Source organism: Microbacterium tumbae (assembly GCF_054780175.1).
Genome location: NZ_BAAGWV010000002.1, coordinates 61,611 through 87,075 on the forward strand (window position 1 = coordinate 61,611; position 25,465 = coordinate 87,075).

A 25,465-nucleotide genomic window follows, 5' to 3' on the forward strand; every position below is an offset into this window, starting at 1 on the left:
GGGGCGCGCGTTCGAGCGCACCCCGCCCCGATACCGTAGTGTCACCGGCGAGCGGAGAGGCGACATTCGTGACGGACCAGACGGCCGAACGGGCGACCCTGCTGAGGTCGTCGTCGGCGGCGGCGACGCGCGTGTTCACGACGATCCTGACGCGCAGCCCCATCAGCCGCATCGACATCGCGAGGCTGACGGGGCTGTCGCAGGCGGCCGTCACGAAGGCGGTCACGCCGCTGGCGGCCGCAGGGCTCGTGGTCGACACCGTCGGCGCCCAGCGCGACGGGATGCCGGGGCGTCCTGCGACCCCGGTCGCCGTGGTGCCGGATGCGCTGACGCTGCTGGGGGTCAAGGTCACGTTCGACGAGCTCGTCGGCGTCGCGACCGATCTCACGACGCGCGTGCTGACGACGCACCGTATGCCGCTGGACTCGCGGGACGAGTCCCGTGTGGTGGACGCGATCGTCCGCATGTGCGACGTGCTCTTGAGCGGCCTCGACGGCAGCGCCTCGACCGTCGTCGGCGTCGGCGTCGCGGTGTCGGGCGACGTCGACTCGACGCGAGGCGTCGTGCGCGAGTCGGCGATCATGGGCTGGAGCGGCGTTGCGCTGGGCGACAGGATCGCCGACCGCGTGGGATTCCCCGTGCTCGTCGAGAACGACGTCCGCGCCCTCACGATCGGGGAGCACTGGTTCGGCGTCGGCGTCGGCACCGAGTCGTTCGCGATCGTCACGATCGGACGCGGCATCGGCAGCGGACTGCACGTCAACGGGGAGGTGGTCGAGGGAGCGTACGGCGTTGCGGGCGAGATCGGGCACCTTCCGCTCGCCTCGCCCGAGCACGTCTGCCCATGCGGTCGTCGTGGCTGCGTCGAGGCGGTGGCCGCGACCCCGGCCATCGTCGAGACCGTCTCCCGCGCGCACGGACGTGCGGTGTCGATCGAGGAGGCCGTCGCGCTCGCCCACGCAGGGGATGCCGCGGCCGGTGATGCGTTCCGCGTCGCCGCAGAGCTGATCGGGACCGCGATCGCGAGTCTCGTGAATCTCACCGGTCCCGAGCTGGTCATCATCGGCGGCGAGGCGGTGTCGAACTTCGACCTGTTCGACGAGAATCTCCGTCGATCCTTCCGGGAGCACGCGTTCGGCGCGGCTTCCCGGTGCCGGATCGTCACCCGCCCGCACACCTTCGAGGACTGGGCCAGGGGAGCGGCGGCCTCGCTCATCCGGTCGATCGTCGAGCAGTAGCGCAGGGCGAGCGGGTCCTGTGAGTTTTCCACGGCCGGATCGCTCCCCGCTCCGCACTCCTTCCTGCTAGGAAGAGGGAAGAGGAGGTTCGGTGATGAGCGGACGCATTGTGGTCGGTGTGGTCGACACGTCGGCAGGGGAACGGGCCCTGAACTGGGCGGCGGATCGCGCGCGGGGTCGGCGGACGCCGGTGCTCCTGGTCTCCGTCGTCGGGGGAGCGGTCGGGGCCGTCGGCGAAGGCTCGGTGGTGGGGGAGGCCGTCGCCGCCGCACAGGAGCTGCTGGAGGAGAAGGCCGTGGCCCTGCGCGGATCCGGATTGACCGTGGACGTCGAGGTGCTCCGCGGAGACCCGGTGAGGCAGATCGTCGCCGCCACCGAGGGCGAGTCGCTGCTCGTGATCGGCAGCGACTACCGCGGGCATGGCGCCGGCCCTTCGCGGGGTGTGCACGGCATCCGGATCGTCGCAGGGGCGGCATGCCCCGTCGTGGTCGTCCCCGACCTGGACATCTCCGCCCGGAGCGGCGTCGTCGTCGGCGTGGACGGATCGCCGGTGTCGGAGGCGGCGATCGCCTTCGCGGCATCCGAGGCTGATCGACTCGGCGAGCCCCTCATCGCGGTCGCGGCCTGGACGCCGCTGGCCGTCCCCGGCAATCCGGTCGTGTATCCGGAGGAGTACCTGCGCTCCATGCAGGCGCTCACCGAGGAGGCTCTCGCGCTGTCGCTCGCCGGGCTCCGGCAGACCTATCCCGACCTGGAGATCCAGCGCCTCATCCGCCGCGGCTATCCTTCGCGCGCGATCAACGAGGCCGCGGCCTCCGCACGGCTCACCGTCGTCGGCTCTCACGGGCGTGGAGCGGTCGCACGATTCCTCCTGGGCTCCATCAGCCACGAGGTGCTCTCCTCCCTCGTCGCGCCGACGGCCGTCGTCCGGTAGCGGCACGGTCGGGGTCTCCTCTCGTGAGTCATCGCACGCCGTCCCCTCCGGAGCCGGGGCGCCCGCCGAGAGCACTGGGGATCGTGCTCGCCGCCGTCGCAGGGTTCAGCCTGCTCTCCGCGCTCGTCGGAGGGGTCGGGCTCACCGTCGGCAGAGGCCTGGGCATCCCGCTGGAGTGGCTCGAGGGGAGCGTCTTCACCTCCTACTTCTGGCCGGGGGTGATCCTCGGCGTCGTCGTGGGCGGCGTGCAGGCGGCGGCGCTCTTCACGCAGTACCGGAGGTTCCGTGCGGCCTGGGGCATGCATGCCGCGGCGGGCCTGACGATGATGATCTGGATCTTCGTCGAGATCGCGATCATGCTCGTCTGGTCGCCCTTGCACGGTGTCTACTTCATCGCCGGCCTCGTCCAGACCGTGCTGGCCGTCCTCGCCCTCGGCGCCTGGCCGCGACCTTTCCTCGGGCGCGACGCGCGCTGAGGCCGTCATGCCGGATCGGCGACGGCCCGCCTGGTCAGGAGGGCGACGGGTACGTGCCCGGCGGCGAGGATCAGCGCGGCCACGGCGATCCAGGGATTGCCGAGCCACGCGGCGGTGGCGAGGAACACCACGACCGGCAGGATCGCCATGGGGAGGGGGAGGATCCACAGCGATCGGTAGAGCGTCGCGACCCGTCGTCCGGAACGCAGGTACCGTGCCCACAGGCCGTAGTATCCCAGCAGCGCCGCTCCGCTCACGGCGGCCCACCCGATCGTGAACTCACCCGGTTCGGTGATCGCGGGCACGACGAGGCACAGCGCCTGACCTGCGCGTTCCAGCCAGGACAGAGCCGCAGGAGGGCGGAACGCCGGCATGCCCTCGACCGGAGGGAACCGGATCAGGAGGAGGTTCGGCGCGAGGACGGCCAGACCCACCGCCAGCCCGATCCATGAGAAGCCCACGTGCCTGCGCGACCGTCAGCCCCGGACGAGACGCTCGATCAGAGGACGGGGATCGCCCTCCCGGCGGAAGGCTCCGAGCGCGGCGAGATAGTCGGCGACGAAGACATCGTCATCGGCGAGATCGCCGAACCAGTCCGGATTGCGGAGGAAGCCGACGGGATCGTCGGCATTCCGGTCGACGGCATCCAGGACCGCCGCCTCCTGACGGTCGCGGAAGGGCACGTCGTCGGCCGTCGCGCGGCGTTCGGCGTACCGCACCCATCCGGCCATCACGGCGGCGCTCAGCGGCGACCCTTCGCCCGAGGCCCGGCGTTCGCGGATGACGGGGACGAGCCACTTCGGGATGCGGTCGGACGCGTCCGTCGCGAGACGCGCCAGCGTGTCCCGCACGAACGGATTCGCGAAGCGCTCGAGGAGCCGGTCCTTGTAGGCGTCGAGACCCACGCCGGGAACGGGCGCGAGCGTCGGAGTGGCCTCCCGATCCATGTAGGCGCGGAGGAACGCCGCGATCACGGGGTCGGAGGCACCCTCATGGGCGAACTCGTATCCGGCGAGGATTCCGGTGTACGCGAGCGCCTGGTGGCCGGCGTTGAGGAGGCGGAGCTTCATCAGCTCGTAGGGGCGCACGTCCTCGACCAGCTGCACGCCGACCCGCTCGAAGCCGGGACGACCGAGGGGGAAGCGATCCTCGAGAACCCACTGGACGAAGTCCTCGCTCAGCACCGGCCAGGCATCCTCGACGCCGTACCGGTCGAGCACCCAGGCGCGGTCCGCGTCCGTGGTGACGGGCGTGATGCGGTCGACCATGCTGTTCGGGAAGGACACCGAGGACTCGATCCATGCCGCCAGCTCGGGATCGATGAGCCGCGCGAACGCGGTGAAGCTGCCGCGGGCGACGTCGCCGTTGCCCTCGATGTTGTCGCAGGACATGATCGTGAAGGGGGCGATGCCCCGCTCCCGACGGAGCCGGAGGCCTGCGACGACGATGCCGAACACCGTGGCCGGCGAGGCGCCGGGCGCGGCATCCGCGACGATCGTCGGATTCGCGACGTCGAACTCGCCGGTGATGTCGCTGATGTTGTAGCCGCCCTCGGTGATCGTCAATGAGACGATGCGCGTCGCAGGGGCTGCCAGGCGCTCCAGGACCGCGTCGATCTCTTCGGGCGCGTGGAGGAAGTCGACGATGGATCCGATGCGGGAGGCCGGCGCCGTGCCGTCGGGGCGGCGCTCGACGAGGGTGTATTCGTAGTCCTGTCCGCGGAGTGCGTCGCGCATCCGGACGTCGCCGGGCAGCACGCCGACGCCGCAGATGCCCCAGGTCCTCGTCGCCTCGAACGTCTCGGGATCCCGCAGGAGGGCGTCGACGTACATCGCCTGGTGGGAACGGTGGAAGTTGCCCACCCCGAAGTGCATGATCCCGGCGGTGACCCGGCTGCGGTCGTAGGCGAGCGGACTGAGGGCTTCGGTCATCGCGTGTCAGCTGCCTCTCCTGTGGGGCGGGCGGAACCTGACGCGGATCTCCAAGGGGCGGAGTCGCATCATCGTCAGACGATTCTATGCGGCTGAGCATCTCGTCGGTGCGGCGTTAGAGTGTCCGGATGGGGCGTTACCGGGAGTTCGCGCCGCCGGCGCAGCTGCGCTCCCTGGTCGCGTGCCTGTGGGAGAACGACCGGGGTGCGGGAGACGAGCAGCGGGTGATCCCGGACGGATGCGTCGACCTGGTGTGGATGGACGGCGAGCTGTTCGTCGTCGGCGCCGACACCGGCCCCGTCGTCCACATCGCGACGGGTCGTCAGTCGATCAGTGGAATCCGGCTCAAGCCGGGCGCGGCAGGAGCCGTGCTGGGCATCCCCGCATCGGAGGTGCGGGACCGGCGCGTGCCGGCGACAGCGGTCCTCCCGGAGGATCCGGCGATGCTGATCGACGACCTCGCCGCCGAGTCGGCGGATCGGCGCGCGCTGCTGGCTCAGTGGGGCCTGGGGCGCAGGACGGAGCCGGACGCTCTCGTCGCCGCCGCCGCTCGCCTGCTCAGGGCCGGGTCTGCGCGGGTCGGATCGGTCGCTGCGGATCTCGGGGTGAGCGAGCGGCATCTGCATCGTCGGACCGTCGCCGCGATCGGGTACGGCCCCAAGACGCTGGGACGGGTGGCCCGACTCCGCCGGTTGATCGCGCTGTCCGGTCGGCCGGGGACGCCGGCGCTCGCCGAGCGCGCCGTTCTCGCCGGCTATGCGAGTCAGACGCACATGTCGGATGAGGTGCGGCGGCTCACCGGGCTCGCGCCGGTCCGATTCCTGGAAGACGCGTCGCTGACCGCTGCGTAGCGTGGGGACATGACGATCGATCTCGAAGCCGCCCGAAGGTTCCTCTACGACGGCGCGCGCGTGCTGGAGCGGCATCTCGCCGCGGTGCTGCTCGACGGCGCACCGGCGGATACGGCTCTCGCCGCTCTGCGCGCCTATCGCACGGTCGATGGCGGGTGGGGGCATGCCCTCGAGCCTGATCTGCGAGGCCCCGACAGCCAGGTCTCGGCGGCGATGTCCGCCCTGGGCGTGCTCGCGCGGATCGGTGCTTCGGGCGATCCGCTGGTGGCGGCGACCGCCGACTGGCTGCGATCGATCGCCCTGCCGGATGGGAGCGTGCCGCATGTGCTGTCGTCGGCCTCTGCGTATCCTCGCGCGCCGTGGATGCAGCCCGGCGACGCCGGTTTCCTCACGTTCCGCACGGCTGCGCACCTGTGGAGCCTCGGTGCGCGCCACTCCTGGCTTGGCCCTGCGACGGCGTGGTGCTGGGGCCAGATCGAGACGAGGGAGCTCGCCGGCTATGAGGCGGTCTTCGCGTTGAGCTTCATCGATGCCGTGCCGGAAGGGCCGCGTGCGGCGGAGGCCGTCGAGCGGTTCCGGCCGAGCCTCGACTCCGATGGCGGCATTCCGATCCCTGGCGGGGTCGATGGGGAGCGCGTCACACCGCTGCAGCTCTCACCCCGGCCCGGGGCGCCGAGTCGTGCCCTCTTCAGCGATGACGTGATCGAGGAGGGGCTGGATCAGCTCGAGCGCGAGCAGCTGGACGACGGCGGCTGGGACTTCGACTTCCTGCACTGGTCGCCAGGGCAGGAAGTCGAATGGCGCGGCATCGTCACCCTCGAGGCGTTGAGCACCCTGTACGCGCATGATCGGATCCCTCGAAGCATCGCCCGCTGAGGGCGGTCGCTGTGCCGCCGGCCAGGATCAGAGCTCGAACGCGAGACCCTGCTCCGAGATCGTATGCCGCCAGAGCTCCCCGGCGAGATCCACGTCGTTCACCGGCCCGCGCAGGGTGTCCAGGCGCGGGGGACGGGTACCCGTGGCGGATCCGGGACCCCAGATCTGCCCGCCCTCGGCGCGAGGATCGAGAGCCGCTCGCACCGCGGGCCAGGCGGCACGGTCCTTGCCCTGCACGAACGGGCGCATCAGCGGCGCGGATCGGCGCTGACGGTCCGTCCGCGCGAAGGCCGGCGCCCGATCGGGGGTCAGGGCGTCGACGGCGCCGCCGGGATGGGCGATGAGGCTGATGAGATCGCGGTCGGCCGCGCGCAGTCTCCGGTCGAGTTCGAGGGCGAACAGCATCTGCGCGAGCTTCGCGGTCCCGTAGGCGCGGAATCCGCGGTAGGCGCCGCGCGTCTGCTCGAGGTCGTCGAGGTCGAGGCGCCCGATCCTCTGTGCGACACTGCCCATCGTGATGATCCGCGCTCCGGGTGTCCTCTCGAGGTGGGGGAGGACGCCCGAGAGGAGATGGACGTTGCCGGAGAAGTTCGTCCCGAACACGAGCTCGTGCCCGTCGGACGTCTCCCGCCGCCGCCTCTGCATGAGGGACGCGGCGTTGAGGACGAGCCCGTCCACGCGCTCGAGGCCTCCGATCTCGTCGGCGGCGCGGCGGACGGAGGCCATCGAGGCGAGATCGAGCGCGATGCGGCCCAGCCGGGCGCCCGGCACCTTCGCGGTGATCGCCTGCATGGCGAGCTGCGCCTTCGCCTCGCTGCGCGAGGCCAGCACGACGCTCGCGCCTGCGGCGGCGAGCTGCTCGCTGATGAAGTAGCCGATGCCGGCGTTGCCGCCGGTGACGACGAAGACCCGATCGCGGGCGTCGGGAAGCTCGGCGGGATTCCAGGGAGTCTCGGGGATCGTCATCAGATGGCCGTGGATCCGCCGTCGATGGGGATGATCGCACCGTGGATGTGAGCCGCGGCAGGGCTTGCGAGGAAAACGACGAGGCCGGCGACCTCCTCGGAGGTCCCTGGTCGGCGATCGGGATGCTGCAGCGTCAGCGCCTCCAGGTGCTCGCGGTGGGCGGCGTTGTCCTCCGTGACGGTCGGACCGGGCGCGATCGCGTTGACCCGGATGCCGCTCGGAGCGAGCTCGTCGGCCCAGGAGCGCGTGAGGGAGTGCAGCGCGGCCTTGCTCGCGCCGTACAGGCCGGCGGCGGCCATGCCGATCGTCCCGGCGTTGGATCCCATGTTCACGATGATGCCGCGCCCGCGGCTCTGCATGCCAGGGGCGATTCCCGCGGTGAGCACGATCGGGGCGGCGATGTTCACCGCCAGGGCGACGGCCAGCTGCTCGTCGGTCACGTCGAGCATCGACTGGCCGGGGATCAGGGCCGCGGCGTTGTTGACGAGGATGTCCACGCCACCGTCACCGGCGGACGACAGGGCGTTCGAGACGAGGGACCGGACGGCATCCGGTCCTGCGCTGAGATCCGCGACGACGGGCAGCGCCGTTCCGCCGGCGCTGCGGATGCGCTCGACCACGGCGTCGACCCTGGCGCGATCACGTCCGTGGACGAGCACGGCGGCGCCCTCGGCGGCGAGCGCGAGCGCGATGGCCTTCCCGATCCCGCTCGTCGCTCCGGTCACGAGGGCGGTCTGATTCTTCAGGTTCATGGATGCGGTTCTCCCCGGGGTGCGTATTTTATGGACTGTGAAGTCCACTATGAGATCCGATCCTCTGGACTGTCAAGTCCAGAATGATAGAATCGCGCCATGACCACCGCGAAGGGAACCGCCACGAAGGCACGCATCCTCGACGCCGCCGTCGAGGTTCTCGTCCGCGGAGGCCGCGAGGCGGTCCACCTCGATGACATCCTCGCCGTCACCCGGACGAGCAAAGGACAGCTGTTCCACTACTTCCCCGGGGGCAAGCAGGAGCTCATCCGCGCCGCGACGGAGCAGCAGCTCCAGCGGCTCGCCGTCGAGTCGACGGCGGAGCTGGATACCTTCACGGCGTGGGAGCGCTGGATCGAGGGCATCATCCGCCTCCATCGATTGCAGACCAGGGAGGACGCCTGCGAGGTCGCGGCTCTCGCCGGGCGGATCCTCGACTCCGATCCCGCCGAGCGGGCATTGCTCGGCCGCAGCTTCACCGTCTGGCACGCCCATCTCGCTTCAGGCCTCCGGTCGATGACCGCCGCAGGGCTCCTCCGCGAGGAGGCGGACGCCGATGCGCTGGCCGCACTGTTCCTGACGGCTCTGCAGGGCGGCGCCGTGGTCGACAAGGCGACCGGGACGCTCGATTACCTCGAGCCGTCGCTGCGCGCGGCTCTCGACCACCTGCGAAGCCTCAGTGCAGAGAGTCGTCCGCCGGAGTGACGCGCCAGGCGAGGAATTCCGTCTCGAAGCCCGAGCGGGTCGGCGCGCAGAGGTAGGGGCCGGCGGACACGGCCCGATCGGCGATCGCGGGCCAGGGGGCGAGCCGGATGAACTGCAGGGGCTCTCCGACGAGGCCGGCCCTGACGGTCAGCGCGTCGTCGGCCCAGCTCGCGCGAATCCGGATCGGTCGCTCGTTCCAGCCGGGGACAGGGGCGGAGGACCAGTCCGACAGCCCGTCGGTGACGACGGCGCCGATGCGCGGAAGGCCGTCGGCGAACTCCGTCCCGGCCTTGATCCAGTGCTCGTCGTCGAACCGGACGATCAGCCCGGCCTGGTCGAACTGCTGCGACATGCGGGGGAGATAGTCCACCTCGATCGCCATCCCCGGCGCGAACGGGCGCAGCAGGGCGTGCTCGGTGTCGTGCACGAAGCCGTACGACGTCGTGCGCCAGGCATCGCTGCCCTCGGCGGCCTCGGCGACGAGGGCGCCGAGGGACGTGGTCGCCGTCCTGACAGGCGGATTCCGCCACTGCCCTTCGTGCCAGGCGATGGTCTCGCTCATCGGCTCTCTCCCTTGCTCGTCCTCTTCCTCGGGCAGTCGACGAGGTGATCGTCGACGATCCCGACCGCTTCGAGGAACGCGTACACGATCGTGGTCCCCACGAAGGAGAATCCCCGCTTCTTCAGATCCTTGCTGATCGAGTCCGAGAGCGCAGACGAGGGGACGAGATCGGCGAGCGTCCGAGGACTGTTCACGATCGGCGCACCCCCGACGCGGTCCCACAGGTAGTCGGAGAACGAGCCGGACTCCTCGCGCAGGCGCAGCAGCGCCTGCGCGTTGGTCCGGACGGAGAGGATCTTCGCCCGGTTGCGGATGATCCGCTCGTCCTGCATCAGGGCCAGCAGGCGATCGTCGCCCCAAGCCACGAGCTCGGCGGCGTCGAAGTCGGCGAAGACGCTCTTGTATCCGGAACGCCGCCGCAGGACGGTCAGCCAGGACAGCCCGGCCTGCGCGCCCTCGAGCGTGAGCATCTCGAAGAGATGCCGGTCGTCGGAGGAGGGCACGCCCCATTCCGTGTCGTGGTAGGCGCGCATCTCGGCGGTGCCGTTCGCCCACCCGCAGGTTCCGTCGTCCACGTCGAACCCGGCATCCGGCATCTGCTCCATGCGCGTCATCTCACTCCTTCGGTTGGACTGTACGGTTCAGAATACTCGTCAGTGCCGACATCGAGTCCGCCAGGGCTCTGGCCGTCGCGACGGACGTCGCCTAGCCGGGGTCGGGCCGGGATCCGACGGCGACCCGGTCGCGGGGCTTCCAGGCATCGCCCCTCGAAGCCCCGCCTCCTTATGAATGCGGCGCCTGTGCGGTGACCGCGAGGGGGAGCCTCGGCATCACGATCTCCGTCGAGCCGAGCGAGGCGAGGGCCTCGCGGAAGAGCACACGGTAGTCCTTGTCGTGGTCGCCCTTCCACTGCTCGTCGACGCGGTAGAAGATGTCCAGCGCGATTCCCACGGAGATCTGCACGGCGTGGTCGGTCGGCGCGAGCCCCATGCGCTCGGCGAGCGCCGTCTCGAACTCCGCACGGCTGTCGAGGAACACGTCCCACAGCCGCGCGCGCGGAACGGCCGAGGCGTCGATGATCCGGCGGATCTCCGTGATGCGGCGGGCGGGGTCGGCGAACTCGTCGGCGAGATCGAGGAGAGCGCCGGCCAGCGCCTCGCCGACGGGCTCGTCGGCCGGACGCGCGCGGAGGAAGTGCGCGTAGTCGAGGACCTCGGAGAACGGCTCGAGGATCAGCAGCTCCTTGCTGGGGAAGTACCGATAGAGCGTGGAGGTGCCGATCTCCGCCGCTTCGGCGATCTGCTCCATCGTCGTCTCGTCGTATCCCTGCTCGATGAAAGCGGACACGGCGACCTCCGCGATCTGGCGTCGCGTGCGTGCGGCTTTCATCTCCCGGAGTCCCACGGACACGAGTCTAGATCGTCCGGGGGCCGCGCTTGACAAAGAATCGGGTGATCCTCCATATTGGGAGTCACTTCCATTTTGGAATGACTCTCACGCACATTGGAGTGCCATGACCACCCGAACCGACGCAGCCGTCGACGAACTGCCCCTCAGACCCGCCACCCCGCTTCCCCGCCTCATCGCGGCGATGTTCTCCTCGAACGTCGGCGCCCTGATCGCTCTGCTCACGCCCCTTCAGCTTCTGCTCACCCTGCAGACCACTCGCATCGCCGGCGCGGACGCCGCTGCGGCGTTCGGGTTCATCACCGGCATCGGCGCCCTGTTCGCCCTCGTCGCCAATCCGCTCGCCGGGCGCATCAGCGATCGCACCGCCGCACGCTTCGGCCGCCGTCGCACCTGGATCCTCACCGGATCCATCGGCGGCTCGCTCGCCGTCTTCGCCTTCGCCTTCACGACCGAGATCTGGCAGGTCGCCCTCATCTGGTGCCTCACCCAGACCCTCTTCAACTTCCAGCAGGCCGCGACGAACGCGCTGCTCGCCGATCAGGTGCCCATCCACCGCCGCGGCACGGTCTCCGGCTTCGTCGGCCTCGCCGGGGCCCTCGGCCCCCTCGCCGGCATCGCGGCCGTGAGCGCCCTGACCGATCCCGTCGCCCAGTGGGCGACGGTCGCAGGGATCTCCGTCGTCCTCGGCGTCGTCGCCGTCATCATCCTGCGCGACCCGCAGCACACGCCGGCACCCGACCAGGCCGGGCTGAACCTGAAGCAGCTGCTGCTGTCGTTCTGGCTGAACCCCCGCAAGCACCCCGCCTTCGGCTGGGCATGGCTCGTGCGCTTCCTCCTCACCTGCGCCTATGCGAGCGGCACCTACAACGCGTTCTTCCTCATGGACCGCTTCGGCATCTCGCCGGAGGAGGTCGGGGGCAGCGTCCTGACGCTCTCCCTCATCTCGGTGGGCCTCCTGGCGGTGACGAGCGTCGTCGCCGGGCCGATCTCCGACCGGATCCGCAGGCAGAAGCCGTTCGTGATCGCCGCAGGACTCCTCGCGGCCGGCGCCCTCGTGCTGCAGGCCTTCGCCCCGACCATCGAGGTCGTCTACCTCGCCGTCGGGATCCTCGGGCTCGGCACCGGGCTGTTCTTCTCGATCGACAGCGCCCTGTGCGTGCGGATGCTCCCCAGTGCGGAGAACGCGGGCAAGGACTTCGCGATCATCAACATGGCGAACACGCTCCCGCAGTCGTTCGTGCCGTTCATCGCCCCGCTGCTGCTCGGGATCGGCGGCTTCAGCGCCCTCTACGTCACGCTCGCGGTCATCGGCATCGTCGGCGCGCTCCTCGTGCTGCGCCTGCCCGAGATCGGCAGGGAGGGCGACCCGCGCTGGGCGCAGATCAGCCGCGAACCCGCCGTCACCGCCTGACCCAGACCCTTCCCACCGAACAGGAGACCAGGAATGACCACCCTCGCCATGTCCTCGTACAGCGTCCGAGAGCATCTCGGACCCGTCGAGTTCAGCTTCACCGACCCGCAGGGGGAGACGCACACCTTCTCCTTCCCCTACGAGAGCCTCACGACGCTCGCCGAATTCCCCGCCAGGGCCAAGGAGGCCTTCGGGGTGGACCAGATCGAGACGGTCGCGTTCCAGTTCCGCGACGGCCTGGACGATCCGGAGCTCGACGCCTTCGCGGAAGGCCTCAGAGCGTCGGGCGTGCGTCTGCTGAACGTGGCGATCGATGCCGGCGACCTGCTCGAGGCGGACGACGCGAAGCGCGCGGCGGATATCGCAGAGCTCAAGCGCTGGATCGCCCGCTTCGCCGGGATGGGAGCGCGGTTCGTGCGCGTCAACCCCGGATCGCCGTTCAGCCCGCATCATGGCGATCGGCCGCCCGCGCACCTCGTCGACGCGCTCGTCGAGCTCGGCGACCACGCGAACGCGCTGGGCAGCCGCCTGCTCGTCGAGAACCACGGCGGCCCCAGCAGCGACCCGGCCTGGATGCTCGGGCTGCTCGACGCCGTCGGCGCCGAGCACCTGGGGCTCCTTCTGGACCTCGGAAACTTCGACGCCCTCATGCAGCCCGTCATGGCGCTCATGTTCCAGCCGGAGGGCGCGCCGGCCGTCGACCCCGTCGCCCTGCTCGAGAACGTCGACCTGACATCGGTCTACGCGGGGATCGAAGAGCTCGCGCCGCGTGCCGAGCTCGTGCACGTCAAGGCGCACGATGTGGACGATGAGGGCGTCGTCCGTCCCGTCGATCTCGATCGGGCCATCGGCATCCTGCGATCCCACGGATTCGACGGGCCGCTCACCGTCGAATACGAGGGGACGGGCGGCGATCCCTGGGCGAAGAGCGCGCGCGTGCTCGACGTCGCCCGCCAGGCGGCGGAGGTGCAGGCATGACCGTCCGCACCGACGACGTCGACGTCCTCATCATCGGCAGCGGCCCCGCGGGGTCGATGTACGCCAGGACGATCGGCGAGCAGGTCCCGCACGCACGCATCCTCATGGTGGAGCTCGGGCCGCGCGTGCCCGGTCTCCGTGGCGACCACACGCAGAACATGACGGACGAGGAACGGGCCGCGGTCCAGCTGCTCACGCAGGGGCCGGAGGCCGGCGTGGAGCGCGCCGCCGCCCTCCAGGACATCGCGGAGGGTCTCGATCCGAGTCTGGAGTTCCGCCAGACGATCCTCCCCGGACTGCACTTCGTCGATCCGCGGCCGGCGCTGCGCGAGGGCGAAGTGGGGCTGCCGGCGGCGAGCATGTCGACAGGTGTAGGAGGGATGGGCATCCACTGGGGCACCTCGACGCCTCGACCGCACCAGTCGGAGCGGATCCCGTTCATCCCCGAGGAGGACATGGATGCCGCGCTCGCGCACGCCGAGTCCGTGCTGGGCGTCACCGTGCAGACGCCTCCGGGCGCGGGCCTCGCCGCGAAGATCTACCAGGCCATGTCCGACGAGTTCGACGGTCCCGGCTTGACGCCGGTCGGCTTCATGCCGAGCGCCACCCACTGGGAGGGGGAGCGGCTGACCTTCTCCGGGACCGGCGTGATCCTCGGCGAGATCGAGGACTCCGTGCCCGGGTTCGAGCTGCGCCCAGAGACCCTCGCGCGTCGGGTGGTCGTCGAGGACGGCGTCGCCGTCGGAGCCGAGCTGGAGGACAGGACGACCGGTGAACGCTACACCGTGCGCGCCGCGCGCGTGGTGGTCTGCGCCGACGGCCTTCGGACCCCGCAGGTGCTGTTCGCGTCCGGCATCCGCCCCGCAGCGCTGGGGCGTCACCTCAACGAGCACTTCCAGATGGCGTCGTTCGTGCTGCTGTCCGACGAGTTCGACCCCGCCGCGTTCGAGCGCGACCCCCGGGGGCTGGGCTACGTGCTGATCCCATTCTCGGACGAGCGGCCGATGCAGGGCGGCGTCATGGCGCTGGCGGGGTCGCCGTACGCGCTCGCGATCGGCGACGACGCGGCGGCCATGCGGCTCGGGATCCTCGCGTGGTACGCCGCGAAGGACGTCCGCGCGGAGGACGCCGTGGAGTTCAGCGACACCGAGACGGACTTCTACGGCATGCCGAAGATGTCGATCCGGTACTCGCGCACCGAACGGGACCTCGAGACGATCGCCGAGATGAGGGCGAACTCGATCCGCTCCGCGGAGCGGATCGGCACTCTCACCGAGGAGCCGGCACTGGCGGCGGGCGGCTCGTCCCTGCACTATCAGGGCACGGTGCGCATGGGCGCGGTGGACGACGGCACGTCCGTCTGCGACGAGCGCCTGCGCGTGTGGGGCGTCGAGAACCTCTACGTCGGCGGCAACGGGGTCATCCCCACCGCCACGGCGGCCAACCCGACGCTCACGACCGTCGCGCTGGCGTGGCGCGCCGCCTCCGCGCTGGCGTCGTCGCTCAGCGAGGAGCTCGCCGCGGGCGCTCCGATCAGCCGCTGACGCAGACCGGGCGGGCGTCGGGAGCCGGCGCCCGCCCGACCGAGGAGGAGACCGACCATGACAGCATCCGTCCGCGCCGCCATCATCGGCAGCGGCATGATCGCGACCGTGCACGCGCGAGCGGTGCGGGCCGCCGGCGGGGAGGTGACGGGCTTCCTCGGCTCCCGGCCTGGCCGTGCTGCCGCCCTGGCGGCGGAATGGGGCGCCGAGGAGTTCCCCGACCTCGACGCGCTCCTGGGCGCCGGGATCGACGTCGTGCACGTCTGCACGCCGAACGGCACGCATGTCGCGTACAGCGAGGCCGCGCTCCGAGCGGGCCGCCACGTCGTCTGCGAGAAGCCCTTGGCGACCACGCCGGAGGACGCCGAGCGCCTCGCCCGCCTCGCGTCCTCGTCGGGTCTCGTCGCGACCGTGCCCTTCGTCTACCGCTACCACCCCCTCATCAGGGAGCTGCGCGCACGGCGACTGCGCGGGGACTTCGGCCGCTGGAACGCCCTGCACGGCTCGTACACGCAGGACTGGCTCCTCTCGCCGGACACGGGGAACTGGCGGGTCGACGACGCTGCCGGAGGCGTCTCGCGGGCGTTCGCGGACATCGGATCGCACTGGTGCGACCTCGTCGAGTTCGTCAGCGGCGAGCGGCTCGCGGCGACGAGCGCGCTGTTCTCCATCGCCGTGCCCGAGCGTCCGGCCGGATCGGCGGAGGCCTTCGCCGGCGCCGCCGGGGGAGAGCGCTCACCGGTGACCACGGAGGACATCGCGATCGCGACCTTCGCGACCGAGGCGGGGACGCCGGCGAACGTCGTCGTCTCCCAGGTCGCCGCCGGCCGCAGGAACCGGCTGTGGTTCGAGCTCGACGGCTCCGCGGGATCCGCCGTCTTCGACCAGGAGCAGCCGGAGACGGCGTGGCTCGGGAAGACCGACGGCGCGCAGATCATCGCCAGGGGGACCCCGCCGATGGCGCCGGACCACGCCCGTCTGGCCTCCGTGCCCGCCGGGCATTCCCAGGGCTACCAGGACTGCTTCACCGCCTTCGTCGCCGACACCTTCGCCGCGATCCGCGGCGACCGGCCGGACGGGCTTCCCGTCTTCGCCGACGGGCTCCGTGCGGCGCGGATCGTGGATGCCGTCGCCCGGTCGGCGGCGTCCCGCGCCTGGACCGACATCGATGGAGGAGAAGGATGACCGCGCCCGTCACGCTGTTCACCGGCCAATGGGCCGATCTCGAGCTCGAGGAGGTCGCATCGCGCGCGGCCGGCTGGGGATACGACGGACTGGAGATCGCCTGTTCCGGCGAGCACCTCGACGTCGTCCGGCTCGTCGAGGACGACCGCTATCTGCGCGAGCGCAAAGACCTGCTCGCGCGGCACGGCCTTGGCGTGTGGGCGATCTCGCACCATCTCGCGGGGCAGGCCGTGTGCGACGATCCGATCGACTTCCGCCACCGGGCGATCCTCTCGTCCCGGGTGTGGGGCGACGGTGGCGCCGAAGGGGTCAGGCAGCGTGCTGCCGAGGAGCTGAAGACGACCGCGAAGGCCGCCCGGCGGCTGGGCGTCGACACGGTGGTCGGGTTCACCGGCTCGAAGATCTGGCCCTATCTCGCGATGTTCCCGCCCGTTCCTGCGGAGGTCATCGATCAGGGCTACGAGGACTTCGCGAACCGCTGGAACCCGATCCTCGACGTCTTCGACGGCGAGGGGGTCCGCTTCGCCCACGAGGTGCACCCCTCGGAGATCGCCTACGACCACGTCACCACGACACGGGCGCTCGAGGCGATCGAGCACCGCGAGGCGTTCGGGCTGAACTGGGATCCCAGCCACATGATGTGGCAGGGCATCGACCCGGTGGCGTTCCTCGTCGACTTCGCCGACCGGATCTACCACGTCGACTGCAAGGACACGCGCGTCAGGGAGCGCAACGGCAGACGCGGCGTGCTCGGCTCCCATCTGCCCTGGGGCGATCCCCGGCGGGCCTGGGACTTCGTGTCGACCGGCCACGGCGACGTGCCGTGGGAGGACTGCTTCCGGACCCTCCGGGCGATCGGATACGACGGGCCGATCTCCATCGAATGGGAGGATGCCGGCATGGATCGTCTGCGCGGAGCTCCCGACGCGCTGGAGTTCGTCCGCTCGATGCTGTGGGAGGCTCCGGCGGCGTCCTTCGACGCCGCGTTCTCCGTGCAGGAGTAGACGGCTCCGCCTTTCCTCACGCTCCCGGCTCCGCGCCGACCCCGGTCAACTCGACGGAGAGGTCCCAGAGCCGACGGGCGTCGTCCTGGTCGATCGCGTACGCAGCGACCCCCCGTCGGATTCCCGGGGCGAAGGGCTCGGCCTCCTGGCAGTCCTCGAAGTACCGTCCCGTGACGCCATCGACGAGAGGAGAGGCCGCGAGCAGGACGGAGGTCGCCGCGCCCTGGGCGATGCTCTTCTCGGAGACTCCCGTCGCGCCTGCGGGATCGAACGTCTGCGGCGGGGTCTCGATGTGGCGTCCCAGACCGGTCTCCCAGATGCGTCCGGGGTTGAGCGCGTTCACGGCGATGCCGTCGGCCGCCCAGCGTCGTGCGGCCTCCACGGCGAAGAGGATGTTCGCGGTCTTCGACTGCGCGTAGGCGAGCCAGGGGTCGTAGGGCTCCGCGGTGAAGTCGGGATCATCGAAGCGGACGGGCCCGTTGACGTGTCCGACGGAGCTCAGCACGACGACGCGCGACGACCCCGCGGCTCGCAGCGCGTCGTGGAGTCCGACGGTGAGGGCGAAATGGCCGAGATGATTCGTCGCGAACTGAAGCTCGCGGCCCTCCGGCGTGCGCTGCTCGGGGGTGGCCATGACGCCGGCGTTGTCGACGAGGATGTGCAGCGGGCCGGACCAGCTCCGCACGAACTCCGCGACGGATGCGGGATCGGCGAGGTCAAGGTGCGCGGTGCGGACGCCGGGGTTCCCCGTCTCGAGACGGATCTCCGCGGCGACCCTCTCCGCGGCGTCGAGCCCGCGCGCCGCGATCGTGACCTCCGCCCCCGCCGAGGCGAGCGCTCTCGCCGTCTCGCGGCCGAGCCCGCCGGCGCTCCCCGTGACGATCGCGCGCCGGCCGTGCAGGTCGACGCCGGCGATCACCTCCTCGGCGGTCGATCGTGCGTCGAACGGCGTGCTGATGCGGGCGGTCATGCGTACTCCTTCTCCTTCTCGTGCTGCTCTTCCTGGTCCTGTCGGCTTCCGGCGTCCGAGCGCGTCGGAGGCCTCACGTCCCCGAGGCTCACCAGATCGTTCCTGACGCGAGCTGGGGAGGCAGATCCGTGGCCTCGCCGTCGACGGTCGTGCCGGCGTTGCGGGCGAGCCGCGCATAGAGGGCGTTGTTCTGCGCGGGGAAGTCCAGACTCGGCCGGGACACCGCGTCCAGACGGGCGACGAGCTCGGACGGCAGCGGGAGGTCGAGGGCGGCCAGATTCGTCTCGAGCTGCGACATGGTCCGCGCGCCGATCAGGGTCGAGCCCACCGCCGGCCTGCTCTGCACCCAGGCGAGGGCGACCGTCGCCGCGGGGACTCCGAGCTCGGCCGCGACGGCGTTCGTCTCGTCGATGACGGCGAACTCCTCCGACGTCGGGGTGCCCTTGTACGCGCGCGTCGTGTCGACGGCTCCGGATGTCGTGCTCGAGTACTTCCCGGACAGGAAGCCGCCGGACAGCGGCCCCCAGGGCATGACGCCGAAGCCGAGCTGCTGCGCCATGGGCAGGAGCTCGCCCTCCGCGGTGCGCTCGAGCAGCGAGTACTCGAGCTGCAGGGCGGTGATCGGCGCCCAGCCGCGGAACTCGGCCATCGTCTGCGCGCGGGCCGTGGCCCACGCGGGGGTGTCCGAGAAGGCGAGGTACCGGATCTTCCCTGCCGTCACGAGGTCGTCGAGCGTCCGCATGGTCTCGTCCATCGGCGTGACGGGGTCGAAGTTGTGCAGCCAGTAGACGTCGACGTAGTCGGTCCGCAGCCGCCGCAGCGAGTGATGGAGCTGGTCGATGATGCCCTTGCGGCCCGGTCCGCCGCCGTTGGGATCGCCCTTCCACAGATTCCAGTAGAACTTCGTGCCCAGCACGATCCGATCGCGGACGCCTGGATTCGCTTCGAGATAGTCGCCGACGATGACTTCCGAATGCCCGTTGGTGTAGACGTTCGCGGTGTCGACGGAATTCCCTCCGCGATCGAGATAGGCGGCGAGGACGCGATGGGAGACGTCCGGCGGCGAGCCCCATCCGCTGTCCTCCCCGAACGTCATCGTGCCGAGGGTGAAGGGGCTCACACGGAGTCCTGACCGTCCGAGCGTGATGTAGGAGGTGAGCGGCATGGGGGTTCGTCCTTCGTCTTCCGCGATCTTTTTCTCTGCTTCCTGCAGTCCATCACCCGGCTCGCATCCGATCCAGGACGATAGGGTCGATCTCTTGCACGATCCGCGCATCGTGGATCGGATCGGATCGGCGCCTGTGCTTGAATCGTCCCCATGGATGAGAGCGATCGCCTGGCAGAGCTGAGAGAGGCCATCAGCGGGCTGGCCACGGGGCATCCCGATCCGCGGACCGTTGCGCCGGGCGTCACGGTGTTCGCCTCCCCGCACGCGACCGCCCCGATCGGGGTGCTCTCGGAGCCGAACGTGGCGCTCGTCGCGCAGGGGGCCAAGCGGACGCTCCTCGGCGATCGCGTCTTCGACTACGCCTCCGGGCAGCTCCTCGTCGTCGCGGTCGATCTGCCGCTCACGTCCTGGATCAGCGAGGCGAGCGACGACGCGCCGTTCCTCGCCGTCGGCATCACGCTCGATCCGCCGCTGATCGCCGAGCTGCTCCTCGACCTGCCGGCGCGCACGAGCGTGTCGACGGGGTCAGCCGTGGGGGAGTCCGACGCGGAGCCCGAGCTCGTGGACGCCTTCCTCCGGCTCCTGCGCACGGTCCGATCGCCGCTGGACAGTCGGGTGCTGGGACCGGCGGTCGTCCGGGAGATCCACTGGCGACTGCTCACCGGCGTCCGGAGCGAGATGATCCGGAGCCTCGGCAGAGCGGAGGGGGAGCTCGCCACGGTGGCGCGTGCGGGAGCGTGGCTCCGGGCGAACTTCGATCGTCCCTATCGCGCCGAGGAGCTCGCGGACGCCGTCGGTCTCAGCGTCTCCAGCGTGAACCGTCGGTTCCGCCGGGCGACGAGCATCAGCCCGCTGCAGTATCAGAAGCAGGTCCGGCTGCACCAGGCCAGGATGCGTCTGCTCTCCGGCACGAGTGACATCGCTCAGCTCGGGTACGAGGTGGGGTACTCCTCGGCATCCCAGTTCGCCCGGGAGTACCGGCGGCTCTTCGGAAGGGCGCCGCGGGACGAGGCGCGCACGGACTGACCGGGTCCGCCGTGTCGGACCACGCCGCGCCGTAGGCCAGGACGAGGCCTTCCGCGGGGCATCCGCGCCTCTTCGCCGGGAGTCTCGTCGGTCGACGTCACCGGCGATGAGCGTCAGCTCGCCGAGGTGTGGCGATCCCTCGTGAGCGAGAGGGGGTCCGCCGGTGCACGGCGGCCGACTCCGTGATCCCCCACCGGCGGACGTCGTCGCATAAGGGTTGCTCTCCAGCAACCGTTGCTCTAGAGTCACCGTTATGAACGCGACGGACGATGTCTTCGACGCTCTGGGCGAGCCCATGCGTCGTCGCATCGTCGAGGTCCTCCGCGAGGGACCGCTGCCCGTCGGGGAGCTGGCGGACCGGCTGCCCGCCCGGCGCCCTGGCGTCAGCAAGCATCTGCGCGTGCTGAGCGACGCGGGCCTGGTGGAGCACCGCCGGAGCGGCACGCGGAACCTCTACGCGCTCGCGCCGCCCGGCCTCGCCACCGCTCAGCAGTGGCTGGTCGGCGTCTGGGACGCCGCGCTCGCCGACTTCGCGGCAGAGGCGGAGTCCGCGGGCTCGCGCGGCGCAGCGGGGGCGAGCCGGGAACGTCCAGAAGCACCGCATGGCTCGACAGGAGAGAGACGCGCATGACCACCATCCTTCCGCCCCTCCACCGCGAGGTGATCGTGAACGCCGATCCCGGCACGGCCTTCGCGGTGTTCACCGATCGGATCGACCGCTGGTGGCCGGTGTCCGAGCTGAGCGTGTTCGGCGCGGAGGCGACCGTCGCCTTCGTCGACGGGACGATCGTCGAGACGTCCGCAACGGGGGAGACCTCCCCCTGGGGTCGGGTCACGCGCTGGGATCCGCCGCATCGGCTCGACTTCAGCTGGCATCCTGGCCGGGACGAGAGCCTCGCCACGGCGGTGACCGTTCAGTTCCTCGCCCTCGACGAGGATCGCACGCTGGTGACCCTCGAGCACGCCGGCTGGGAGCGTCTGGCCGCACCTGCCGCCGCGCGCGAGGAGTACGGCCATGGCTGGCCGAAGGTGCTGGAGCGGTACGCCGGGCATCTTCACGGAGAACCGGCGGATGAGGGCGGGGAGACCTGGGTCGCGCTCCTGCATCGCTCCGCGATCGGGCGGGGGGTCTTCGACGACCCTCGCTTCGCCGGGCACATCGCCTTCCTCCGGCGCCGCGCCGAGGCCGGCGAGCTGATCGCGGCCGGCTCGTTCGGCGATGGCGACGGGGAGGGGATGACGATCCTCCGCCTCGCGGGACCGGACCGGATCGGCGATGCCGAACGCCTCGCGAACGAGGACGATCGCAGTGTCGCCGAGGGGCTCTTCGGGGTTCGCGTCCGGCCATGGCGCGTCGTCATGCACGCCTGAGCGGGTGCGGCGGGGTCACCAACCGGGATAGGGATGCGCCGTCGAGCTCTCGGATCCGTCGAAAGCGGCCACCGACAGCCGGGCGAGATCCGGGGCGAGCACGCGCACGGCGGATGCGCCGGCGTCCCTGACCCTGCGTGTGGTGACATCCACCCGCACCACTCGCCGGCAGCCTCTCGTCAGCGCCGCGAACGGGGAGCCGGACGGCGGTGCGGTGGCTTCCGCCTCCACGCCGGATGGCTCGAGCCGCCGGCGCGTATGGTCGACCGCCTCGGGGTCGAGGCCGTACTGCAGATGGCACATCGGGTCGATCATCCTCCGCCGATCGGAGAAGGCGTCGGCGTAGCGCCGTCGCGCGTCGTACGGGGCGAGGCCGGCGACGCCGCCGTTGCCGAGAGCGGCCGCATCGCGGATGAGGCTGTCCGGCCGGAGGAGATCGCGGGCGGAGGCGTGCTGGACGAGAGCCTCCGAGAGGGCACGCGCCGCGGCCTCGGACGGCGACTGCGCGCATCCGTGGCCGAGCGCCACGACCCCCTCAGCGGGATCGTCGACGACGGCGAGACGGACAGGCATGCCGAACCGGCTCGGCACGGCCATCACCCGCACCCGCCAGGGGCTCTGCTCCCATCGTGCGACGGCGGGCAGCGGCGTCTCCGCGAGCCGGGAGCCCCCTGACCACCACCGGGCCACGGCATCCTGCGCGATCAGGTGGGCCGCCGCCCTGTCCAGCGCCTCCGCCCGGGTGAACCCGGCCTGCAGCCCGACGAGATTGTGACCGTTGGTGGGCGGGAGATCGTCGAGCCGGCTCGCGAGGTAGCCCGCGTGGACGAGGCTGAGCGGCACCCAGCAGGCTCCCTGCGCGTCCTCGCCGCGCAACCACGTCGTCCGCAGCGCCGGATCGTCGCGGACGAACGGGAATCCGGGCATCTCGTGCAGCCGGGGATCGTGCGGACGCCATTCCGTCACGGTCAGGACCCGCTCTCCGGCCAGGCGCAGCTCAGCGGCGCTCGCGGCACGGCGAACCCCCTGTCCGAGGTAGGCCCCGCACTCGTGCGCGACGCCCGAGAGGATCGCCTCGTGCTCGGGAGGGGTCGCCGCACCGCGGAAGCCTCCGGCCGGTGCGAGCGGATCCGGCCGGAATCTGCCGTCGATGCTCGACAGGTGCGGGAGCTCGGCATGCAGGTGCACGAACTCGGGCGGCGACTGCGGGTCCCGCGGACGCTCGACGATGCGGCGCAGGATGCCGGTGACCGCGTCGACGAGGGGCGGCGGATCGAGCCGGTGGGGATGCCATGCGCCGTCGGCCCAGCGCTCGAGCATCCCCTCGGCAGGCGGCCGCCGGGCGGGACGTGCGCCGGAGATCTCGTCGACGAGCGGACGCGCGGCGAGACCCCTCGCCTCCTCGGCATCCGCGACGGTGGCCAGGAGGCACGCGGTGACCTCCCGTGCTACGGATGCCGCATCGCCGGGACGGAGCAGCACCCGGTGCATCCGCCCGGCGAACGTCCACTGCGCCGTCGTCGGTGCGGTCACGGTCGCCGCGAGCCGTGCGAGGTCGCCTAGGCAGGTGAGAAGGATCGTCGCGTCGTCGGCTGGCGGGACGATGACGGCATCCGCCTCCGGGCCGCGGAGCGCGGAGAGCGCATCGCGCACCGCCTCGTCGTCGATCAGGGCGGCGGGCGCGTCGATCGTCCAGCGGCGTCCGTCGTCGGCGCAGACGACCATGCGGTCGTCGCCCAGCGCATGGACGGCGAGCCGCGTCATGCGTGCGGGATCGGGAAGTGGTTCAGCTCGGACTCCTCGAGAGCCGTCCGCCGCCAGCCGAGCTCGACCCCGAGGTCCTGCACGCGCCGCCGGCCGAGGAAAGGGAAGGCGGCCGGTGCGTTGCCGACCGTGCCCGGCACGATCGCGCGCACGACGGCCATCCCGGTGCTGGCGATGTCCGGCGAGGTGATGTCGACGACGATCACCTCGTGGCCGGCGGACTCGAGGGCCGCCCGGTAGGCGCCCGGCGTGCGCGAGGGAAGGCTCGGGGCGTCCGCCATCCTGCGGGTGACCGGCCGCTCCAGCAACGGCGCGACGCGCTGCACCGCGCGGGGATCGAGGTGCACCTGCTGCTGGACCATCAGGTCATCGCAGTCGCGCATGTCCTCCCGGTAGGAATCGAGGTAGCGACGGTCGGCGCGCCAGGGCTTGAAGGAACGGCTGTTGAGCTCGCCTCGGCTCATCGCATCCCAGTGCGCGCCGTCGGCACGGAGCAGATCGCGGCTGCCCTCCTGCAGGGTGCACGCCTCGGTCCAGGCCTTGCGGGCCGCGGCCTCCGGCGTGTCCCGGCAGGCGAAGCCGACGTTGACGAGAGTGTCCACGTCGTTGTGCAGCACGCCTGCGGCGACCGGCACGCCGAACTCGTTGTCGAGCATGATCAGCGACGGGCGCTGGCCCGCGTCCCCCGGCACCCCGTCCCAGAGCGCGGCGAGGTCTCCGGGATCGGTCGCGTCGATCGGCTGTCCGTTCAGCCACCACACCATCGTCGCGTGGCGCTCGATGACCTCCTCGAGGGCGGAGGTGATCGCGTAGTCCATGGTGGGGCCGGCGGCGATCCCCGCGAAGGGGCAGAAGTTCGTCACCGGTGCGCCCGAGTACCCCGCGGTGAACCAGTTGACGTAGACCATGCTCGCGGGGACGAGCAGATCCTCGCCGGTCGTGAGCGATCTGCCGGGGACCCAGTGCATCTCCAGCTCGGGGGTCATCCGCACGAAGGGGAAGCCGGGCGTCCCGTACTGCGCGTCGGAGTACAGCACGAGCGCGTCGGGGTCGAGCGCGCGCACGGAACCGCGCCGCAGCGTCTCGTAGCTCGCGAAGGTGACGGGGAGAGTGTCGAGGAGGTTGCCGCAGTAGCGCTCGACGGCCTCGCCGACGGCGCTCGCACGGGCCTGCTCCGGATCGCCGAACGCGGCGCCCTGGCAGGAGGTGTTGTTGGCCCATCGTGACACCCTGCGCATGTTGCACACATCGCTCTGCGCCGTGGCCAGCGAGCGGGGGATGCCGGGATGGTGGGTCACGTCTCTGGTGCGCTGGACGAGACCGGTCACCCGGTCGACGAGGTCGTCCGGGGTGTGCGGTCGCGCCGCGCTGATCACACTGTTCGGGAGGGGCAGCACGGGATGGGACCCGACGGCGCCGTTCGCGCCGATCTCGTGCACGGCGTCCCCGGCACGATCGCCGTGCAGGATGTCGAGCGCCCTGCCGAGCGCGGCGCCGAGAAGATGCGGCGGCCTTCCGGCGTCGCCGCCGACCGAGGGTGCGCGGAGAGCGCGATGCGCCGCCGCGTCGAAGGCCGCGGCCGTGCGCCTGGCCGCGAAGTCCTCATAGCCCGCTCCGGTGCCCGGCGTCACGAAGGGACCGAGCCAGACCGCGGAGAGGCTCACCTCGAGAGCGACCCACGGAGTGCGTGCGTCGGCGCACAACCGGTCGAGCGCGATGAACGTGGCGTCGTCGGCGCCCTGCAGCGTGTAGACGAGAAGCTCCCCCGTGCGGAAGGCGCGATGCACGACACGCTGCCAGTCGTCGGCAGGCACGGCGCGGAGGACCCGTGAACGGGATGCCTGCTGAAGGGCCGCCACGACCCGGGGGTCGCCCGTGAGGAGAAGATCGCCGGGCAGCGCATCGGAGCCGTCGCCCTCGTCGTAGGCGGGAGACGCCTCGGCGAGCAGACCGGCCGGCACGGGCTCGGCGAAGGCGCCGTCGCGCTCGAGGACGTCGTGCAGGACCGTCGCCGCCGACTCCCAGCCGTCTGCGAGCGCGGGGGAGGCCTCTCCGGTCGCCCAGGCATCGAGCATGCGCAGCACGGTCGACGGATCGACCGCAGCGGTGAAGGAGGCGCCCGTCGGCGTCGTGATCAGCGTGCGGCCGCCGGTCAGCGGACGCACTTCGACGCGAGGGACGGCGAGGGTGGACGGTGCGGGCATTGTTCCTCCTGTGAGGCGTTATTGGGGCGAGAAGGTGCGGGCGCCCCCTTCCGGGGGCACCCGCAGGTCGGTCACGACCAGGCGAACGCGGTCGAGACGTGTCCGTGGTTGTTCGCGTTGGGCGCGAGGATCTGCTCGT

Annotated in this window: 25 protein-coding genes; 14 read left to right on the forward strand and 11 right to left on the reverse strand. The window is 71.1% G+C overall.

Annotated features, from left to right (window positions below):
• The first annotated feature begins 68 nt into the window (after nucleotides 1-68).
• The 3 genes from ACYVGQ_RS07540 to ACYVGQ_RS07550 all read left to right on the forward strand — a co-directional run bounded on the left by ACYVGQ_RS07540 (nucleotide 69) and on the right by ACYVGQ_RS07550 (nucleotide 2,648).
• Nucleotides 69-1,238 carry an ROK family protein gene (locus tag ACYVGQ_RS07540; RefSeq protein ID WP_460783991.1) on the forward strand — a complete coding sequence of 390 codons (1,170 nt, stop codon included), beginning with the start codon at nucleotides 69-71 and terminating at the stop codon, nucleotides 1,236-1,238.
• 94 nt (nucleotides 1,239-1,332) lie between these two features.
• A complete protein-coding gene (locus ACYVGQ_RS07545) occupies nucleotides 1,333-2,172 on the forward strand; it encodes a universal stress protein (RefSeq protein WP_460783992.1) in 840 nt (279 codons plus the stop codon).
• Between the two features lie 23 nt (nucleotides 2,173-2,195).
• A complete protein-coding gene (locus ACYVGQ_RS07550; RefSeq protein ID WP_460783993.1) occupies nucleotides 2,196-2,648 on the forward strand; it encodes a hypothetical protein in 453 nt (150 codons plus the stop codon).
• 5 nt (nucleotides 2,649-2,653) lie between these two features.
• On the opposite strand, the gene ACYVGQ_RS07555 is transcribed toward ACYVGQ_RS07550, so the two are convergent.
• Together ACYVGQ_RS07555 and ACYVGQ_RS07560 are read right to left on the reverse strand one after the other, a co-directional pair.
• A complete protein-coding gene (locus ACYVGQ_RS07555; protein WP_460783994.1) occupies nucleotides 2,654-3,109 on the reverse strand; it encodes a hypothetical protein in 456 nt (151 codons plus the stop codon).
• A 15-nt stretch (nucleotides 3,110-3,124) separates the two neighbouring features.
• Nucleotides 3,125-4,579, reverse strand: coding sequence for a mannitol dehydrogenase family protein (locus ACYVGQ_RS07560; RefSeq protein WP_460783995.1), 1,455 nt, complete (start codon nucleotides 4,577-4,579; stop codon nucleotides 3,125-3,127).
• A gap of 128 nt (nucleotides 4,580-4,707) precedes the next feature.
• On the opposite strand from ACYVGQ_RS07560, the gene ACYVGQ_RS07565 reads away from it, so the two are divergent.
• Nucleotides 4,708-5,430 carry an AraC family transcriptional regulator gene (locus ACYVGQ_RS07565; RefSeq protein ID WP_460783996.1) on the forward strand — a complete coding sequence of 241 codons (723 nt, stop codon included), beginning with the start codon at nucleotides 4,708-4,710 and terminating at the stop codon, nucleotides 5,428-5,430.
• Nucleotides 5,431-5,439: 9 nt separating this feature from the next.
• On the forward strand, nucleotides 5,440-6,306 hold the full coding sequence (locus tag ACYVGQ_RS07570) for a hypothetical protein (RefSeq protein WP_460783997.1): 867 nt from the start codon (nucleotides 5,440-5,442) through the stop codon (nucleotides 6,304-6,306).
• 27 nt (nucleotides 6,307-6,333) lie between these two features.
• Here ACYVGQ_RS07570 and ACYVGQ_RS07575 read toward each other — a convergent pair whose 3' ends face one another.
• Both ACYVGQ_RS07575 and ACYVGQ_RS07580 read right to left on the reverse strand, forming a co-directional pair.
• The gene (locus ACYVGQ_RS07575; protein WP_460783998.1) at nucleotides 6,334-7,272 is read right to left on the reverse strand and encodes an SDR family NAD(P)-dependent oxidoreductase; all 939 of its coding nucleotides are present in this window, start codon (nucleotides 7,270-7,272) and stop codon (nucleotides 6,334-6,336) included.
• On the reverse strand, nucleotides 7,272-8,024 hold the full coding sequence (locus ACYVGQ_RS07580; RefSeq protein ID WP_460783999.1) for an SDR family NAD(P)-dependent oxidoreductase: 753 nt from the start codon (nucleotides 8,022-8,024) through the stop codon (nucleotides 7,272-7,274). Before ACYVGQ_RS07580 ends, ACYVGQ_RS07575 begins: the two co-directional genes overlap by 1 nt.
• Nucleotides 8,025-8,123: 99 nt before the next feature.
• On the opposite strand from ACYVGQ_RS07580, the gene ACYVGQ_RS07585 reads away from it, so the two are divergent.
• Nucleotides 8,124-8,729 carry a TetR/AcrR family transcriptional regulator gene (locus tag ACYVGQ_RS07585; protein WP_460784000.1) on the forward strand — a complete coding sequence of 202 codons (606 nt, stop codon included), beginning with the start codon at nucleotides 8,124-8,126 and terminating at the stop codon, nucleotides 8,727-8,729.
• Here the strand turns inward: ACYVGQ_RS07585 and ACYVGQ_RS07590 are convergent.
• From ACYVGQ_RS07590 to ACYVGQ_RS07600, 3 genes are all read right to left on the reverse strand, one after another.
• A complete protein-coding gene (locus tag ACYVGQ_RS07590) occupies nucleotides 8,701-9,291 on the reverse strand; it encodes a DUF1349 domain-containing protein (RefSeq protein WP_460784001.1) in 591 nt (196 codons plus the stop codon). The two genes, ACYVGQ_RS07585 and ACYVGQ_RS07590, sit on opposite strands and share 29 nt — an antisense overlap.
• Nucleotides 9,288-9,905, reverse strand: a complete 618-nt coding sequence (locus ACYVGQ_RS07595; protein ID WP_460784002.1) for a DNA-3-methyladenine glycosylase I — start codon at nucleotides 9,903-9,905, stop codon at nucleotides 9,288-9,290. Before ACYVGQ_RS07595 ends, ACYVGQ_RS07590 begins: the two co-directional genes overlap by 4 nt.
• A 169-nt stretch (nucleotides 9,906-10,074) precedes the next feature.
• Entirely contained in the window at nucleotides 10,075-10,695 is a 621-nt protein-coding gene (locus tag ACYVGQ_RS07600; RefSeq protein WP_460784003.1) for a TetR family transcriptional regulator, read from the reverse strand.
• Between the two features lie 109 nt (nucleotides 10,696-10,804).
• Between ACYVGQ_RS07600 and ACYVGQ_RS07605 the strand changes: the two genes are divergently transcribed.
• Genes ACYVGQ_RS07605 through ACYVGQ_RS07625 form a run of 5 tightly spaced genes read left to right on the forward strand, consistent with a single transcriptional unit; the run spans nucleotide 10,805 to nucleotide 16,823 of the window.
• Nucleotides 10,805-12,112, forward strand: coding sequence for an MFS transporter (locus tag ACYVGQ_RS07605; protein WP_460784004.1), 1,308 nt, complete (start codon nucleotides 10,805-10,807; stop codon nucleotides 12,110-12,112).
• A 33-nt stretch (nucleotides 12,113-12,145) separates the two neighbouring features.
• Nucleotides 12,146-13,090: a sugar phosphate isomerase/epimerase family protein gene (locus tag ACYVGQ_RS07610; RefSeq protein ID WP_460784005.1), complete on the forward strand. Its 945-nt coding sequence runs from the start codon at nucleotides 12,146-12,148 to the stop codon at nucleotides 13,088-13,090.
• Nucleotides 13,087-14,634: a GMC oxidoreductase gene (locus ACYVGQ_RS07615; protein ID WP_460784006.1), complete on the forward strand. Its 1,548-nt coding sequence runs from the start codon at nucleotides 13,087-13,089 to the stop codon at nucleotides 14,632-14,634. Before ACYVGQ_RS07610 ends, ACYVGQ_RS07615 begins: the two co-directional genes overlap by 4 nt.
• Nucleotides 14,635-14,691: 57 nt before the next feature.
• Nucleotides 14,692-15,819, forward strand: a complete 1,128-nt coding sequence (locus tag ACYVGQ_RS07620; protein ID WP_460784008.1) for a Gfo/Idh/MocA family protein — start codon at nucleotides 14,692-14,694, stop codon at nucleotides 15,817-15,819.
• Nucleotides 15,816-16,823 (forward strand): sugar phosphate isomerase/epimerase family protein, encoded by a 1,008-nt coding sequence (locus tag ACYVGQ_RS07625; RefSeq protein WP_460784009.1) that lies wholly within the window; start codon nucleotides 15,816-15,818, stop codon nucleotides 16,821-16,823. Before ACYVGQ_RS07620 ends, ACYVGQ_RS07625 begins: the two co-directional genes overlap by 4 nt.
• Nucleotides 16,824-16,839: 16 nt before the next feature.
• On the opposite strand, the gene ACYVGQ_RS07630 is transcribed toward ACYVGQ_RS07625, so the two are convergent.
• Together ACYVGQ_RS07630 and ACYVGQ_RS07635 are read right to left on the reverse strand one after the other, a co-directional pair.
• Nucleotides 16,840-17,793, reverse strand: a complete 954-nt coding sequence (locus tag ACYVGQ_RS07630; protein WP_460784011.1) for an SDR family NAD(P)-dependent oxidoreductase — start codon at nucleotides 17,791-17,793, stop codon at nucleotides 16,840-16,842.
• Nucleotides 17,794-17,881: 88 nt separating this feature from the next.
• Nucleotides 17,882-18,958 (reverse strand): aldo/keto reductase, encoded by a 1,077-nt coding sequence (locus tag ACYVGQ_RS07635; protein ID WP_460784012.1) that lies wholly within the window; start codon nucleotides 18,956-18,958, stop codon nucleotides 17,882-17,884.
• Nucleotides 18,959-19,111: 153 nt separating this feature from the next.
• On the opposite strand from ACYVGQ_RS07635, the gene ACYVGQ_RS07640 reads away from it, so the two are divergent.
• From ACYVGQ_RS07640 to ACYVGQ_RS07650, 3 genes are all read left to right on the forward strand, one after another.
• Nucleotides 19,112-19,987, forward strand: coding sequence for an AraC family transcriptional regulator (locus ACYVGQ_RS07640; protein ID WP_460784013.1), 876 nt, complete (start codon nucleotides 19,112-19,114; stop codon nucleotides 19,985-19,987).
• A 253-nt stretch (nucleotides 19,988-20,240) separates the two neighbouring features.
• Nucleotides 20,241-20,618, forward strand: a complete 378-nt coding sequence (locus ACYVGQ_RS07645) for an ArsR/SmtB family transcription factor (RefSeq protein ID WP_460784014.1) — start codon at nucleotides 20,241-20,243, stop codon at nucleotides 20,616-20,618.
• Nucleotides 20,615-21,358 (forward strand): SRPBCC domain-containing protein, encoded by a 744-nt coding sequence (locus tag ACYVGQ_RS07650; protein ID WP_460784015.1) that lies wholly within the window; start codon nucleotides 20,615-20,617, stop codon nucleotides 21,356-21,358. The genes ACYVGQ_RS07645 and ACYVGQ_RS07650 overlap by 4 nt, the downstream gene beginning before the upstream one ends.
• Nucleotides 21,359-21,373: 15 nt before the next feature.
• Here ACYVGQ_RS07650 and ACYVGQ_RS07655 read toward each other — a convergent pair whose 3' ends face one another.
• Nucleotides 21,374-23,122, reverse strand: coding sequence for a YcaO-like family protein (locus ACYVGQ_RS07655; protein ID WP_460784016.1), 1,749 nt, complete (start codon nucleotides 23,120-23,122; stop codon nucleotides 21,374-21,376).
• Entirely contained in the window at nucleotides 23,119-25,326 is a 2,208-nt protein-coding gene (locus ACYVGQ_RS07660; protein WP_460784017.1) for a YcaO-like family protein, read from the reverse strand. Before ACYVGQ_RS07660 ends, ACYVGQ_RS07655 begins: the two co-directional genes overlap by 4 nt.
• Between the last annotated feature and the right edge of the window lie 139 nt (nucleotides 25,327-25,465).

Excerpts from the sequence above, each read along its gene's own strand:
- ACYVGQ_RS07545 (WP_460783992.1), top strand. The coding sequence starts at position 1,333 with ATGAGCGGACGCATTGTGGTCGGTGTGGTCGACACGTCGGCAGGGGAA.
- ACYVGQ_RS07560 (WP_460783995.1), bottom strand. The coding sequence starts at position 4,579 with ATGACCGAAGCCCTCAGTCCGCTCGCCTACGACCGCAGCCGGGTCACC.
- ACYVGQ_RS07565 (WP_460783996.1), top strand. The coding sequence starts at position 4,708 with ATGGGGCGTTACCGGGAGTTCGCGCCGCCGGCGCAGCTGCGCTCCCTG.
- ACYVGQ_RS07570 (WP_460783997.1), top strand. The coding sequence starts at position 5,440 with ATGACGATCGATCTCGAAGCCGCCCGAAGGTTCCTCTACGACGGCGCG.
- ACYVGQ_RS07575 (WP_460783998.1), bottom strand. The coding sequence starts at position 7,272 with ATGACGATCCCCGAGACTCCCTGGAATCCCGCCGAGCTTCCCGACGCC.
- ACYVGQ_RS07580 (WP_460783999.1), bottom strand. The coding sequence starts at position 8,024 with ATGAACCTGAAGAATCAGACCGCCCTCGTGACCGGAGCGACGAGCGGG.
- ACYVGQ_RS07585 (WP_460784000.1), top strand. The coding sequence starts at position 8,124 with ATGACCACCGCGAAGGGAACCGCCACGAAGGCACGCATCCTCGACGCC.
- ACYVGQ_RS07590 (WP_460784001.1), bottom strand. The coding sequence starts at position 9,291 with ATGAGCGAGACCATCGCCTGGCACGAAGGGCAGTGGCGGAATCCGCCT.
- ACYVGQ_RS07595 (WP_460784002.1), bottom strand. The coding sequence starts at position 9,905 with ATGACGCGCATGGAGCAGATGCCGGATGCCGGGTTCGACGTGGACGAC.
- ACYVGQ_RS07605 (WP_460784004.1), top strand. The coding sequence starts at position 10,805 with ATGACCACCCGAACCGACGCAGCCGTCGACGAACTGCCCCTCAGACCC.
- ACYVGQ_RS07610 (WP_460784005.1), top strand. The coding sequence starts at position 12,146 with ATGACCACCCTCGCCATGTCCTCGTACAGCGTCCGAGAGCATCTCGGA.
- ACYVGQ_RS07615 (WP_460784006.1), top strand. The coding sequence starts at position 13,087 with ATGACCGTCCGCACCGACGACGTCGACGTCCTCATCATCGGCAGCGGC.
- ACYVGQ_RS07620 (WP_460784008.1), top strand. The coding sequence starts at position 14,692 with ATGACAGCATCCGTCCGCGCCGCCATCATCGGCAGCGGCATGATCGCG.
- ACYVGQ_RS07625 (WP_460784009.1), top strand. The coding sequence starts at position 15,816 with ATGACCGCGCCCGTCACGCTGTTCACCGGCCAATGGGCCGATCTCGAG.
- ACYVGQ_RS07630 (WP_460784011.1), bottom strand. The coding sequence starts at position 17,793 with ATGACCGCCCGCATCAGCACGCCGTTCGACGCACGATCGACCGCCGAG.
- ACYVGQ_RS07635 (WP_460784012.1), bottom strand. The coding sequence starts at position 18,958 with ATGCCGCTCACCTCCTACATCACGCTCGGACGGTCAGGACTCCGTGTG.
- ACYVGQ_RS07640 (WP_460784013.1), top strand. The coding sequence starts at position 19,112 with ATGGATGAGAGCGATCGCCTGGCAGAGCTGAGAGAGGCCATCAGCGGG.
- ACYVGQ_RS07645 (WP_460784014.1), top strand. The coding sequence starts at position 20,241 with ATGAACGCGACGGACGATGTCTTCGACGCTCTGGGCGAGCCCATGCGT.
- ACYVGQ_RS07650 (WP_460784015.1), top strand. The coding sequence starts at position 20,615 with ATGACCACCATCCTTCCGCCCCTCCACCGCGAGGTGATCGTGAACGCC.
- ACYVGQ_RS07655 (WP_460784016.1), bottom strand. The coding sequence starts at position 23,122 with ATGACGCGGCTCGCCGTCCATGCGCTGGGCGACGACCGCATGGTCGTC.
- ACYVGQ_RS07660 (WP_460784017.1), bottom strand. The coding sequence starts at position 25,326 with ATGCCCGCACCGTCCACCCTCGCCGTCCCTCGCGTCGAAGTGCGTCCG.